The organism is Aeromonas enteropelogenes, from assembly GCF_020097295.1.
Lineage (GTDB): Bacteria > Pseudomonadota > Gammaproteobacteria > Enterobacterales > Aeromonadaceae > Aeromonas > Aeromonas enteropelogenes.
The window spans coordinates 19,753-33,275 of sequence record NZ_CP083625.1 but is presented as its reverse complement, the minus strand read 5'-3'; the positions used below and the strand labels follow the sequence as shown (position 1 = coordinate 33,275).

Annotated in this window: 9 protein-coding genes and 1 tRNA gene; 4 read left to right on the top strand and 6 right to left on the bottom strand. The window is 56.5% G+C overall.

Annotation, left to right across the window (positions count from 1 at the left end; translation table 11 throughout):
- Positions 1 to 53: 53 nt before the first annotated feature.
- From LA321_RS00140 to LA321_RS00125, 4 genes are all read right to left on the bottom strand, one after another.
- A complete protein-coding gene (locus LA321_RS00140; RefSeq protein ID WP_201940935.1) occupies positions 54 to 1,073 on the bottom strand; it encodes an efflux RND transporter periplasmic adaptor subunit in 1,020 nt (339 codons plus the stop codon).
- A 54-nt stretch (positions 1,074 to 1,127) separates the two neighbouring features.
- Complete coding sequence (locus LA321_RS00135; RefSeq protein ID WP_042072883.1) at positions 1,128 to 4,190, bottom strand: efflux RND transporter permease subunit; 3,063 nt, start codon at positions 4,188 to 4,190, stop codon at positions 1,128 to 1,130.
- Positions 4,191 to 4,355: 165 nt separating this feature from the next.
- Positions 4,356 to 6,680: an acyl-CoA dehydrogenase gene (locus LA321_RS00130; RefSeq protein WP_042072881.1), complete on the bottom strand. Its 2,325-nt coding sequence runs from the start codon at positions 6,678 to 6,680 to the stop codon at positions 4,356 to 4,358.
- Positions 6,681 to 6,728: 48 nt separating this feature from the next.
- On the bottom strand, positions 6,729 to 7,382 hold the full coding sequence (locus LA321_RS00125) for a TetR/AcrR family transcriptional regulator (RefSeq protein WP_026456593.1): 654 nt from the start codon (positions 7,380 to 7,382) through the stop codon (positions 6,729 to 6,731).
- A gap of 466 nt (positions 7,383 to 7,848) precedes the next feature.
- Between LA321_RS00125 and LA321_RS00120 the strand changes: the two genes are divergently transcribed.
- From LA321_RS00120 to repC, 4 genes are all read left to right on the top strand, one after another.
- A complete protein-coding gene (locus LA321_RS00120) occupies positions 7,849 to 8,589 on the top strand; it encodes a phosphatase (protein ID WP_042072880.1) in 741 nt (246 codons plus the stop codon).
- Between the two features lie 87 nt (positions 8,590 to 8,676).
- Positions 8,677 to 8,752, top strand: a tRNA-Thr gene (locus tag LA321_RS00115).
- A gap of 640 nt (positions 8,753 to 9,392) precedes the next feature.
- On the top strand, positions 9,393 to 10,259 hold the full coding sequence (locus LA321_RS00110; protein WP_042072878.1) for a helicase RepA family protein: 867 nt from the start codon (positions 9,393 to 9,395) through the stop codon (positions 10,257 to 10,259).
- Positions 10,249 to 11,085, top strand: a complete 837-nt coding sequence (repC, locus tag LA321_RS00105; RefSeq protein WP_042072877.1) for a replication protein C, IncQ-type — start codon at positions 10,249 to 10,251, stop codon at positions 11,083 to 11,085. The genes LA321_RS00110 and repC overlap by 11 nt, the downstream gene beginning before the upstream one ends.
- Before the next feature lie 189 nt (positions 11,086 to 11,274).
- On the opposite strand, the gene LA321_RS00100 is transcribed toward repC, so the two are convergent.
- The gene (locus tag LA321_RS00100) at positions 11,275 to 12,105 is read right to left on the bottom strand and encodes a hypothetical protein (RefSeq protein WP_224212235.1); all 831 of its coding nucleotides are present in this window, start codon (positions 12,103 to 12,105) and stop codon (positions 11,275 to 11,277) included.
- A gap of 746 nt (positions 12,106 to 12,851) precedes the next feature.
- Positions 12,852 to 13,523, bottom strand: coding sequence for a retron Ec78 anti-phage system effector HNH endonuclease PtuB (ptuB, locus tag LA321_RS00095; RefSeq protein WP_082043452.1), 672 nt, complete (start codon positions 13,521 to 13,523; stop codon positions 12,852 to 12,854).

Here is a 13,523-nt window from a genome sequence, read left to right as displayed (position 1 = left end):
AAGCGGCCAAACATTGCTCAGCCACGGGATAAAGAGGTGTCCCCGGCCGTCAATCAGCCCTCGAACAGGGTGACTGTGTCGCCATCGCGCAGGCTGCCGGCGCCGCGCACCACCACCCTGTCACCGGCCTTGAGGGCACCGCTCACCGCCACCTGCCGGCTGTCGCCAAACAGCACTGTGACCGGTATCCGGTTGACCTTGAGCCCTTTTTCTCCCTGTTCGACCCGGTAGACCACGCTTCCCTCGGTGCCGAGCACCAGGGCATCTCGTGGTAGCTGCATGCTCTGCTGCTCTCCAAGGGGCAGGGCGACTCGCACCGGCGAACCTATGATGAAACGACCCGCGTCGGGTTTGAGGCGCAGCTCGATGAGGCGTGATCTGGGATCGGCGCTGGCCGCCCGCTGGTAGTAGACGCCGTGGCCGCTCAGCTGCTCCCCTTCCACCCGCAACCGGGTCTGGGGCGCCAGCCGGCCGGCCCAGACGATGGGGGCCTGCAGGCGGATGTCCGGCTGGTCCGGATTGACCAGATCCAGCGCTCGTTCGCCGGCATCCACATGCTCTCCCGGCTGGATGAAGTGGTTGTTCACCACCCCATCGAACGGCGCGAAGATGTGGCTGCGGCGCAGCTGCTCTTCAATCTGGCGCACCTGCACCCGGGCCAGCCGCTCGGCCAGCTCGGCTTGCTCTACGTCGTAACGGGCCTTGTCATACTGGCTCTGGGAGGCGCTCTTCTGCCGGTGCAGCGTCGCCAGCCGGCCAAACTCGGCCCGGGCGAAGCGCACGTTGCTGTCCCACTTGGCCTGCTCGGCCCGGGCCTGCTCCAGCGACAGTTGCAGCGCCGCGTTGTCGAGGCGCAGCAGTTCGTCCCCCGCCTTGACCCGGCTGCCAAATTCGGCGATCCACTCCACCCGCCCGCTCACCTCGGCGCTCAGCGCCGCCTGCTGGCGGCTCGCCACAGTGCCACTGACCCAGATGCTGGCCGCCGTCTCTCCCAGGGTCACATCCGCCAGGGTGACCACCTTCTCCTGGGCCCGGGCGGTGCCCAGGCTCCCCGCCAGCAGGGCCGCTGTCATCAGCATCCTTGTAACCATTCTTGTAAAAACGGGTGTCATCGATGAGCTCCTTGCTCAGGCCCGCTGGCGCAGGGGAAGTGGGGCGTCGGCCCGCTCTCCCAGTCGCAGGAAGGCGGGTAACAGGATCAGGGTAAACAGGGTGCTGCAGCTCATGCCGCCGACGATGACGGTGGCCAGTCCCCGGTAGATTTCACTGCCCTCGCTCGGGCTCAGCATCAGCGGCAACATGCCGAAGATACTGGTGAGGCTGGTCATGGCGATGGGGCGCATCCGGCTTTGCAGGGCGTCGGTTACCGCTTGCGGGCGGCTCATGCCCTCCCGCTCGGCGCTGCGGGTCTGGTGCACCAGCAAGATGGCGTTGTTGACCACCAGCCCCAGCAGAATGACGAAGCCGATGATAGTCAGCAGATCCATCGGCAGGGGAACCAGCAGGCCGCTCAGGTGGAGCGCCAGCACGCCGCCGACGGTGGCGAGTGGCAGGGCGAGCAGCACCAGGATGGCGTCTTTCAGGGAAGCGAAGACCCCCCACAGCAGGATCAGCAGGATCATCACGGCAAACAGGAAGATGGCCCCCAGGTTGTCCAGCGCCTGCTGCAGGCTGTCGGCGTTGCCGTCGATGCGCAGCTCTCCTCCGGCGGGCAGCAGCGGCCGGATGGCGGTGAAGCTCTTGTGCTGCAGGACTTCTAGCACTTGCTCCATGCTCATCCCATCGGGCGGGGCTATCTGCAGGCTGATGCTGCGCCGGCCGTCGGCGCGAAAGATGCTGGCCGGGCCCATGTCGTGCTCCACCCGCAGCAGTTCGCCAAGGGGGACGATGCGCCCGGATGGGGTCGCCAGTGGCACGGCCCGCAGTTCGTCGGGATTGGCGGAGCTCTGTCCCATCAGCAAGATGTCGAGCCGCTCCTCCCCGTCGAAATACTCGCCGATCCGCAGGCCGTCACCGAAGGTCTGGATGATGGCGGGCATGGGGGTACGATCCCAGCCCACCTCGGCGAGGCGCCTGTCTTGTGGCACCAGGCGCAGTTCGGGGGCGGTGAAATCGAGATCGGGTTGTGGCCTCACCTGGGCGCCAGGCAAGTCTTGCTGGACGATGGCCATGGCGGCGCGCGCGGCCTGGTAGAGGGCTGGCAGATCCCCCCCCTGCAGCAGCAGGGAGATGCCGTTTTCGCTGTCAAAACCGCCAAACAGCGAGCCCTGGCCGCCAAAGGCCCGGGTGTCGGGAATGCCCACCAGCAGCTGCTTCATCAGCAGTTGCTCCAGCTCCTTGATGCGGTTCTCATCTCTGGGCCTGACCCCGATCTGGGCACCGCCCGGGTAGCGCAATATGTAGTAGTTCTTGAGGGCGGGCTCCTGCTCCCCCTTCATGTAGGGGGCGAGGCGGGCGATCAGGGTATCGATCACCTCCTCGCGCTGGGCCTTGAGGTTGACCCCGGGGGTGAAGCTCATCCAGACGTCCACCGCATCGCGCTTCACATCCGGCAGGTAGTTCATCCTGGGCAGCAGGGCCCAGGTAGCCAGGGCAGGCAGGCTCATCATCAGAGTGATGATGGTCCAGCGCCGGCGGGGCGTGCCGGTCCAGCGGATCACATGGCGGGTGGTGCGCTGCCACAGCGAGTCATAAGGGTCGATCAGCCGCTCGCGCCCCATCCAGCGCGCCGCCACGGCGGGCAGCACGATCACCGCCACCAGCATGGAGACGGTCACGGCGCAGGCGATGGTGAGGGCAAGGTCTGCAAACAGCTGCCCCTCCACGTCGTTGAGCAGCAGAACTGGCAGGAAGATGGCGACCGTAGTCAGGGTGGAGGCCACCAGTGCGGTCCACACCTGGCGGGTGCCTTCCAGCGCCGCGTCCGCTTTGCTCAAATCCCCCTTCTCGTGACGCCGGTAGATGCTCTCCAGCACCACGATGGCGGCATCCAGCACCATGCCGACCGCAAAGGCGATCCCCGCGAGCGAGATGACGTTGAGGGTTCTGCCCATCATTTTGAGCAGGCAGAAGGTGAGCATGATGCTGATGGGGATGGCGAGAGCAATCATCAATGTTGCCTTGAGCCGGCGCAAGAACAGCCAGAGGATGGCGCAGGAGAGCAGCACCCCCAGCCCTAGGTTGGCGGTCACCATGCTCACCGCCCGGTTGATGTAAAGGGAGGCATCAAACGACTGCTCCATGTGCAGGCCGACCGGCTCCAGCACCTCGCGGTTGAGCTCGCCCACCCTGGCCTTGATCCCTTCGAGTGCCGCCAGGGCGTTGGCCCCGCTCTCCTTGAAGATCTGCGCCGCGATGGCGGTGTTGCCGTTCTGAATGCGCAGCACCGGGTTCTCTTCCCGCGCCAGCCGGATCTCGGCGACGTCCCGCAGATAGATGGGCAGGCCGTCGCGCCAGTCCACTACCTTGTCCCCCAGACTCGCCACGTCGTAACGGCCGGCGAAGCGCAACTTGTACTCCCAGCGGCCGATGTCGAGGGTACCGGCCGAGATGTCCCAGCCGGTGCCGGCGCGGCTGGCCAATACCGGGATCTCCACCCCCAGCTCGGCGGCGCGGTAGGGGTCGAAGCGGATCTGGATCTGGCGCTCGTTGATCCCCTGGATGTCGACGGTCGATACCCCGGGGATCCGCTCCAGCTCGGGTTTGACCCGAGCCTCTATCAGTGCCTGGTGGTCATCAATTTTCCCTTTGCTGCCAGGCAGTTGCTGGATGAAGAAGAAGGTGAGGGTGTCGTTGCTGCTGTAGTTGTTGACGTAGGGGCCGCCGATGTTGTCCGGCAGGCCGGAGACCCGGTTCAGACGCGAGATGACGTCGAGCTGGGCCCGCTGCATGTCGGTGCCGAGGGCGAACTCCAGATCGATTTCGGTGAAGCCGGGGTAGCTGTTGCTGATGAGACGCTTGAGCCCCTGTACCCCCTGCATCTCCTGCTCGATGGGGTCGGTTACCTCCGACTCCATCTCCTGGGGCGAGGCCGAGCGCCAGTCCACCGAGATATTGAGGTGCGGGCGCTCTATGTCGGGAAACAGCTGGACTGGCAATCCCCGAATGCTGAGCAGGCCCAGCAGAAAAATCAGCACGATCGAGACCGCCACCCAGATGGGGCGTTCGATCGCCGTTTTGGCGAGGTTCATTCACTCTTCCTGAGTTTTGTTGTTATTGGCCATTCCGCTGGCCTTGCTTCCAAAGTCCCTGAAACAGGGACTCAAGCATTTAACTGGAATTCCCCCTGCTTGTAAACGCATGGTTAACAAACAAAAAAACCGGCCACCTGGGCCGGTTTTCAGGAGTCAGCGGGATCAGGCTGCGTTGTCGACCCGGTTGGGTTGGGAGAGGCCTTCCAGCTCGCCCGGGGCGAAGTTGTCCACCTGGATGGCTTCATAGCGCAGGGCGTCGGCGGCCAGCAGCTTGTCCGCTTCATCCTTGCTCAGGATGGCGTGGGACAGGGCGGCGGCAACCAGCTCCGACAGGGCCATCTTGCGGGGCAGTTTGCCCTCTTTCTGGGCCTGCACCAGCTTCTTCTCGTAGGGCTGAACCGCCACCATGGCCTGGAAGGCGCGCTCCATCAGGCCGACCGGATCCGCTTCGTCCTTGCCGACGTAGCAAAGCGCGGTCAGACGATCGCGGAACTCACCCGGTTTCATCATGGCCAGGCAGATGGCGTGGCAGCGATCATCGGCCGGCATCTTGTAACCGACGCCAAACGGGAACACTACCCGCTTGAGCACGGCACCCACCACCTTGTTCGGGAAATTCTGGAAGAAGCCCTCGAACGCCTTGCCGATGAGGTAGAGGTTGCGCTCCACCGCGTACTGCACGAACGGCAGATCGGAGACCATGCGGCCCTGATCCTCGTAGTGCTTGAGGGTAGCGGAGGCCAGGTAGAGGTGGCTCAGCACGTCGCCAAGACGGGCGGAGATCATCTCCTTGCGCTTGAGATCGCCACCCAGCATCAGCATGGAGATGTCGGCGCACAGGGCCAGCCCTTTACTCATGCGTGACAGCTGCTTGTAGTAGCGGGCGGTTTCACCGGCCACCGGGGCGCTGTTGAACTGGCCCAGGGTCAGCCCCTGGAACAGGGCGCCGAAGAAGTTGCCGGTACCGAAGGCGATGTGCTTCATCAACAGGGCGTCAAACTTCTCGAGGCCGCGCTCTACGTCGGTGTCGGCCGCCGCTTCCAGCTCGGCAAACACGTATGGGTGGCAGCGGGTGGCCCCCTGGCCGAAGATCATCAGGTTGCGGGTCAGGATGTTGGCCCCTTCCACCGTGATGGCCACCGGGATACCCATGTAGGCGTAGCCGGTGTAGTTCTTGGACCCAAGCTGGATGGCGCGACCGGCGTGGATGTCCATGGAGTCATCCATGATCTGGCGCGCCATTTCGGTCATGTGGTACTTGGAAATCGCCGTGACGATGGCCGGTGCCTGACCGAGATCCAGAGAGCCTGCGGTCATGCGGCGGGCCCCTTCCAGCTGATAGGTGAGGCCACCGATGCGGGCCAGCGCTTCCTGCACCCCTTCAAATTTGCCGATGGACATGCCGAACTGCTTGCGTACGTAGGAGTAGGCACCCACGGTGCGACTCGCCATGTGGCCACAGGCGGTGCCGAGGGCAGGCAGCGAGATGCCGCGACCGGCGGAGAGGCATTCGACCAGCATGCGCCAGCCACGACCGGCGTAATCCGGGCCGCCGATGATCCACTCCAGCGGAATGAACACATCTTTGCCGAAGGTCGGGCCGTTGAGGAACGCCAGCCCCATGGGGTAGTGGCGATCGCCGACACGCACGCCCGGGTGATCGGTCGGGATCAGCGCACAGGTGATGCCGATCTCTTCCTTGTCGCCCAGCAGTTTTTCCGGGTCATAGAGCTTGAACGCCAGACCCAGTACGGTAGCGCGCGGCGCCAAGGTGATGTAGCGCTTGTTCCAGTTCAGGCGAATGCCGAGCACTTCCTCACCCTTGTACATGCCCTTGCAGACGATCCCCTTGTCCGGGATGGCGCCCGCATCGGATCCCGCTTCCGGACCGGTCAGGGCGAAGCAGGGTACTTCCTTGCCGTTGGCCAGCCCCGGCAGCCAGAAATCCTTCTGGGCCTGGGTACCGTAGTGCATCAGCAGTTCGCCCGGGCCGAGGGAGTTGGGCACCATGACGGTGACCGCCACGCTCAGGCTCTTGGTGGCGATGCGGGTGACGATGGTGGAGTTGGCAATCGCGGAGAACTCGCGGCCGCCATAGGATTTCGGGATGATCAGGGAGAAGAAGCCTTCCTTCTTCAGATAATCCCACACCGGCTCGGGCAGGTCCTTGGTCTCGTTGACGATCTTGAAGTCGTCGACCATGGCGAGCAGAGTTTCGACCTGGTTGTCGATGAAGGCCTGCTCCTCTGCGGTCAGCTCGGCCTTGCCGTAGCCGTGCAGCTTTTTCCAGTCGGGGTTGCCGCGAAACAACTCGCCATCCCACCAGACGGAGCCGGCTTCCATGGCCTCCCGCTCGGTGGCCGACAAGGGCGGCAGTATCTTCTTGAAGATGCCGAATACCGGACGGGTTACCACCTTTTTACGGATGGAGGGTACGCCGAGCACGACGGCTATCGCCAGCACCAGCAGGATTAGCAATGTGATCATACCGAAGTTCCTTCTATTTCACTGTTTCCGTTGATTTATTGTTGGTTGTTACACGGCCAGGGCCTGCCTGGTCGACTCCACGGGCGCCCCGACTCCGGACGCCAGATAAGGAATAACGTTGCGCACCAGCCCTTCCACATCGAGCTGCTGGCCAAAATCGGCCTGGGCGATGTCGCGCAGGGCATCGGCGGAGGCCATGGTGAACACGACAGTGCCCAGGGTGAAATGCAGGCGCCAGAAGAGATCCGCAGGCGACAGGGCCGGATTGGCCTTGGAGATGGCCTGGGTGATCCGCTGCAACACGGCGCCGTAATGGGCGGTGATGAAACGGCGCAGGTGGCCCTGGCTGTCGATGTAGCCGCGTCCCAGCAGCTGCATGAAGAGGGCTGGGCCGTTGGCCCGCACGGCAACCAGTTTCATCAGGGGATCGACAAAGCTTTCAAACACCTGCAGCAGGCTCAGCTGATCCTGCGCCATCAGGGTACGCAGACGGGCGTCCAGTTCCGGCATGAACAGGCTAAGGTAGCGATCGAGCACCGCCTGGATCAGCTCCTTCTTGGAGCCGAAGTGATAATTGACGGACGCCAGGTTGACGTCGGCTTCACTGGTGATCAGGCGCAAAGAGGTATCAGCAAATCCCCGCTCGGCAAACAGCACTTCCGCGGCATCGAGAATACGGTTTTTGGTATCGATTTTACTCACTGTACACCTCACTTAAACGAATGTTTAAAAAGTACGTTTCATAAGGTCAAGTGTCAAGAGAGTGTGAATAAGTGTTAGCGAAATGTTTTTTGCGAAAAGTACAACGGAAGGGGAACTTAAGTCGCACGGCGGAACTCTATATCTATGCCACTGCAATTAAACATTAAGTCTCGCCCAACCTGCTTCATGCTAGTTGGGCATTTTTTTACCCGCTCCTTGCCGATAACGGACGGCAGGCAAAAAAAACCGCCGCAGGGCGCGACGGTGGGGAAAGTGAGTTTGCATCATCCTGAGGCAAACTATCGATGCGAGTTCAGGCATTCATCGATGGTGCCAGTATGCCAGCCAGCGCCAGCCAGACTATGTCAGGTTCTCGTCATTTTGTGACAAAGTATGGCAAGGGGCGACATGGCCCCGACATCCGCCCTTTGTTATGCTGACGGCTCCAGTCTGAAGGGGAGAGAAGATGAAGTACCCGGTCGATACCCACACTCATACCGTTGCCAGTACCCACGCCTACAGCACCATCCACGACTATCTGCCCATCGCCAGGGCCAAGGGGATCAAGCTGTTTGCCACTACGGATCATGGACCGGACATGGCCGATGCTCCCCACTTCTGGCATTTCGTCAATCTGCATGTGCTGCCGCGGGTGGTGGACGGGGTCGGCATTCTGCGCGGCATTGAGGCCAACATCAAGAACATAGATGGCGATATAGACTTCCCCGAGCGCTACGAGTCGCGCCTCGACATGATCATGGCGGGCTTTCACGAGCCGGTATTTCCCCCCTGCGATCAGGCCACCCACACCCAGGCGATGATCAACGCCATCAAGAGTGGTCGGGTCGACATGATTAGCCATCCCGGCAATCCGGCGTTTCCCATCGACATTCAGGCGGTAGTCAAGGCTGCCGCCGAATACCGGGTAGCGCTGGAGGTCAACAACTCCTCGTTCAGCCACTCCCGTGCGGGCAGTGAAAGCAACTGCCGCGCCATTGTCGAGGCGGCGCGGGATCTGGGTGCCTATCTCACTTTCGGTTCAGATTCCCACGTGGCCTTCAGCCTGGGGGATTTCGACCATTGTCACCGTCTGGTGACCGAGGCGGGCTTCCCCGAGGAGCGGATCCTGGTGCGCTCACCCCGGGCTTTGCTCGATTTTCTCGAGAGCCGTGGCCGTGCCCATATTCCCGAGTTCGCCGATCTGTAAGCTTGCAGGTAACACCATGAGCCAACTCATAAAATCGTCTTGGCTCGATTGACTTGTAAGCCGTTTTTTCTGAATCTGAAGGCATTGGCCGGTATAGCTCAGTTGGTAGAGCAGCGCATTCGTAATGCGAAGGTCGCAGGTTCGATTCCTGTTTCCGGCACCAAATTTTATCAACCAAAACAGTTGGTTGGGTGTTGCAGTTTGATGCGTTACTGCGCGTTGGAATGCAGCATTTAGCTTATTCAGTGTGGCAAAATTGTGGCATGCCACACTGGCCTGATAGCGGCGAATGACGCTTGCCAGTGCATGACATAGCAAAACACTGCTGGTAGACTTCATTTCGTCGCGTAACATCGGACGACAGGCACTAATTCTTTATACCCTCAAGGCCGGGCATGGTGCCGCTCAGGTCAATTACCGATTAGCTAACCGGCACAGCTATTCGATGACCCTTGCCGCCTTGATGGGTTATGACCATGAAACAAACCTCTATTACCACCTCCAGCGTGGTGCTCTTGACTGTTGAGCAATTGGCTCTCTGTCTGCATAAATCCGTTGCTAGTATCCGTAGTGACGCGACTCGCAACCCTTGTTCACTTCCCCCTATCTGCCGTTTACCAGGAACCAAGCGTTTGCTCTGGCGTGCTGAAGATGTTGAGCTTTGGCTTGCTGAACATGTCATTAGCCAAAGTTTGGATGACCGAGCTGTTAAATCGGCAGATATGCCTCGGTGTGGCCGGCCAACCAAAGCCGAGCAGCTAGCACGACAAAAATCACAGAATTCAAACGCTAAGAGGTAAGCCATGGCTCTTGACCTACTAGCTGCGTTTGAACATGAGCCGCCGGCTCTTGACTTCATATGGTCTGGATTTTTGGCCGGTACCGTGGGAGCACTGATCGCACCAGGAGCAACAGGTAAAAGTTTTTGGGCATTGCAGGCCGCAATGGCTGTGGCTTGCAAAGAGTCTGATGGCGATCTGTTGCAACTACGCCAGACTCGTTCGGGCCGAGTGATCTACATGGCTGGTGAAGATCCGGCTGCAGTGCTTAGTCATCGCGTCCATGCGCTTGGCAAACATCTATCGCCCAAAGCGAGGGCCTCTATTGCCACAAACCTCGCATTGGAACCGATGATGGGGGTGAGTTTAGATCTGATGAATCCGGACTGTTTTCAGGCTCTGGTGCAGAAGGTAGATGGATATCGCCTTGTTGTTCTCGACACCCTCAGCCGTATGCATCAAATGGACGAAAATAGTAACGGAGACATGTCCCAGCTGATTACCAGACTTGAGTCGCTGGCCGCAAATACGGGGGCTGCGGTGCTCTATTTACATCACGCCAGCAAGGGGAGCGCGAGGGATGGCAGTCTTGATCAACAGCAGGCAGCCAGAGGCGCATCAGCGTTGATTGATAACATCCGATGGTGTGGTTACATCGTGCGGATGGGGGAAGAAGAAGCAAACCAGCTAACCGAGATTCAACGCGGTAGTACACCCATCGGACACTCTCGACGCAGTGCGTTTGTGCGCTTTGGGGTATCCAAGCAGAACTATGGCACTGCGATCAAAGATCAATGGTTTGAACGCCAGGAAGGGGGCGTATTACATCCGGTACAACTCATGGAACCTCCTCAGGCGCGAGAGCGAAGGAGGTATGCTCATGGCTATTGAACTTACCCACGCGCGCCATGATCCGATGCACTGCCTTGCTCCTGGTCTATTCCGCAGTTTAAAGCGAGGGGAGAGAAAGAAGCTAAAGCTGGATGTGGCGTATAGCTATGGACAGAACCAAAGCGCTCGTTTTATTGGTTTTGAGCCATTAGGGGCTGATGATATGCGGCTGCTACAAGGGCTGGTTGCTCTATCCGGTCCCAAGGGCGTTATTCTGACCTCTGCGCCATCAGCAGCTATTCCTAAGCGACTTCGTTTGGCCTTAGCATCGGAGTTTGATAGTGCTGACTGCCGTTGCTTGGTGGTGCAGTCTCGTATCACTCAGCTACTGGAAGAGATTGGTCTATGCAAAAGCGGCAGAAACCTTAAAACCCTAAAGGCTAGCCTGATCAGGATGTCCAATGTCACAGTTGTCATTCAAGGCGACTCTCGCTGTGCATCTTTCCACCTGATGAGCCATCTCTTTGATGAGGATGATAACGCGCTATACATCTGCCTGAACCCACAGATTGCAGAAGCCGTTCTCGGTGGGCGGCCACATGCTCGCATCGATATGAATGAAGTGCGTAGCCTCAAGAGCGATCCTGCTCGATTGATCCATCAACGCCTATGCGGGTGGATCGATCCTGGCAAATCAGGACGCGCGTCCTTGGATACTCTGTGTAATTACATCTGGCCGGATCCTGCGATTGCTGATGCGATGAGAAAGCGCCAGCAGATTGCCCGTAGAGCCGTGGGTGAGCTGTTTACGATAGGTTGGTTGGTAACTGAATATCGAAAAGACATGTGGGAGATCCGCAGGCCACGGAACAGATCTTTGGAGTAATTTCAGTGCACTAACGTTCCCAACTGGTGCACTTTCATTCCCAGGGGGTGGTCTTAAAATCTTTTAAAAACATGTGGTTAAGGTATTTTTGGAAAAGTGATCCAAGATTATCCATAAGATAATCCACTAGACACAGGCCCTTGCAGCCCTTTGGGCAGGTTGCAAGGGCCATTCATGTTTTGATTGGAGTTAATTTGGAGTCGTAGAGCGGTTGCATGTAGGTGACTTTTTACTCTTTGGTTCAGTAGGGGGGATAGAGGCACTAACAATCTGATCATGACGCAGATAGATCGTGCCATATTGCTCAGTCCAGAATGTACATTGAGTGGCATTGCAAATAATTCGCAACGCTGATATTTCTTCTGGGATACCAGCATACTTGATGCAATGAGCCGCTGGAAATTCATTTTTTTGCATCATGCCTATTTGGGTGTCAGCCTCATTTTTTCCATTGCTGTAACTGTAGATCGTGAGCAGGAATATTATTACTCCACTACCAATAAAGTAACTGTATTGGATAAGTAGGGTGAAGAGCTTGTCGAGCAAACTTTCCCATCTTGACGCTTCGTGTGGTTTTATTGCATTTTTTGTAAGCCGTTTGAATGTAGAACTCTGTCGTATGGCATCATCAACCCTAAGCATTTTTTCTTGATGCCAGCTGTATAGTTTTTTTAATAGCTCAGAGGTTAATGCAACAATGACCAATAGAGCTAGAACCAATACGAAGCCTGCAAGTGGGTAAGTTATATATGGTGCTATATTTGTAACTAGGGCGATAGTACCAACTAATAAATTTTGTTCTGTTGAAAGTGGAAATTCGCTGCTATCAACATGAAAAACACTAACGTATCCCATATGCCATGCCATACCGAAAAGGTAGATACAAGCTGTTACGAGTGGGAGCAAGGCCAGGGCAATTTGTACCCAGACTAACGTTTGTTCGGGGGCTCTAGTTGGAGGTGTCTTCTTCTGTCTGGCTTGTTGACGGTATTGTTGCCGCAATTCGGTACGCTGATTCATCTGTGCCTCAAGCATTAAGGTTTACGCAATATCGTATGGATTACAGCCTCACTTGACAATCATCAGCTTGAGCAAATGAGCCTATAATTGCTCTTTCACTTGAACTGCTCTTCTGTTGTCAGAACTTTAAATACCCCCATGCTGGCGGCATAGCTGATTTTGTGGCAATCGATGGGGCTAGATGCCGGTGAGGGCGCCAGTCTTGAGGAGTCTTTTCCCTTGGCGTTCCATCCTGGTCATTCAACTCCAATCTGTAAAGTGTATGGATGCGGGATGGAAAGTGAGTGGAAGAGGTGGGTAAACCTATTGAAAAGAATAGGTTTTCTCTTTGGCTATCCTGTCCGCAGATGATTTGTATGATTTCCCTTGTTGGTGATGCATGCTTTCCTTCATGATTACAAGACTGAATTGCGGGCAGGATGTGTGAAGTAGGCCCACCGGCAAGCCGGAGTAGCCTCTTCACTGTGCCTTATTCGCAACTTACGTTGCTCAACATCTATCTAACCTTTCAGGTTAAATTTAGTCATTAAGATAGTTATGATCGCAATGTTGTTTATTAATTATTTTATAGAGGTCTTAAATTTGAAAGATTTTAATAGAAATAAATTTCAACTGCTGAAAGAAGAGGAAATAATAACCTTGAGGGAGGATATGAATAGTTCTAGCATTTATATTCGTCAGGAGATAATGCGTAGAAAAAAAGAAAAGAAAGACACTGGTGTCAACCCAGTGCCTAACATTTTTATTTATAAAGATAAATAGCTAATAACAGCACTTTGAAATTCGGATTCTCTAACTTTTGTACGCATTTTGTAAATGGCGTCTAGCATAGCTTGCTCTGGTATATCCAATTTTATTATTGTATCTAGTTCATGCTTAAAGATACTAATTTGTTTCTCTCTTGCACCATTTAATGATGAATGCCTAAGATTTAATACTCTAAGAGTCTCTTCTGCTCTTTTTTGATCATTATTAGATAGCCCCGATTTTATATCAATATGCCCTGTGCGTAAAAAAATAAAGAAGGGTGACGAATCGCAGATATCTGGCTTTATTAGATCGTTTGGATCATAATTACCGGGCCCTAGAGGGCCCTTCCTATCTTTATAGTGGCCACATGTGACTCCACTTGTTTTCCCGCATGAGCCAAATAGATTACTCCATTGAAAAGTCATATTTTTGAATGGAGCAACACCATGAACATTCTTCCCTTTGTGGAAAAAATGCTCAATATGTTTATCATTATGTGATAAGGATTTTTCACAATAGCAGCAAAAACCATTCTGCATGTTATCTATTGCCTGCCATATAATCGCTCTACTGTGGCTATCAGGAGAGTTTATTGACCAGGAAACAGTCGAAGGATCATATTGTGAAAGAACATCTGGAATAAGAGGGGCTCTTGTTAACTTTTTCAT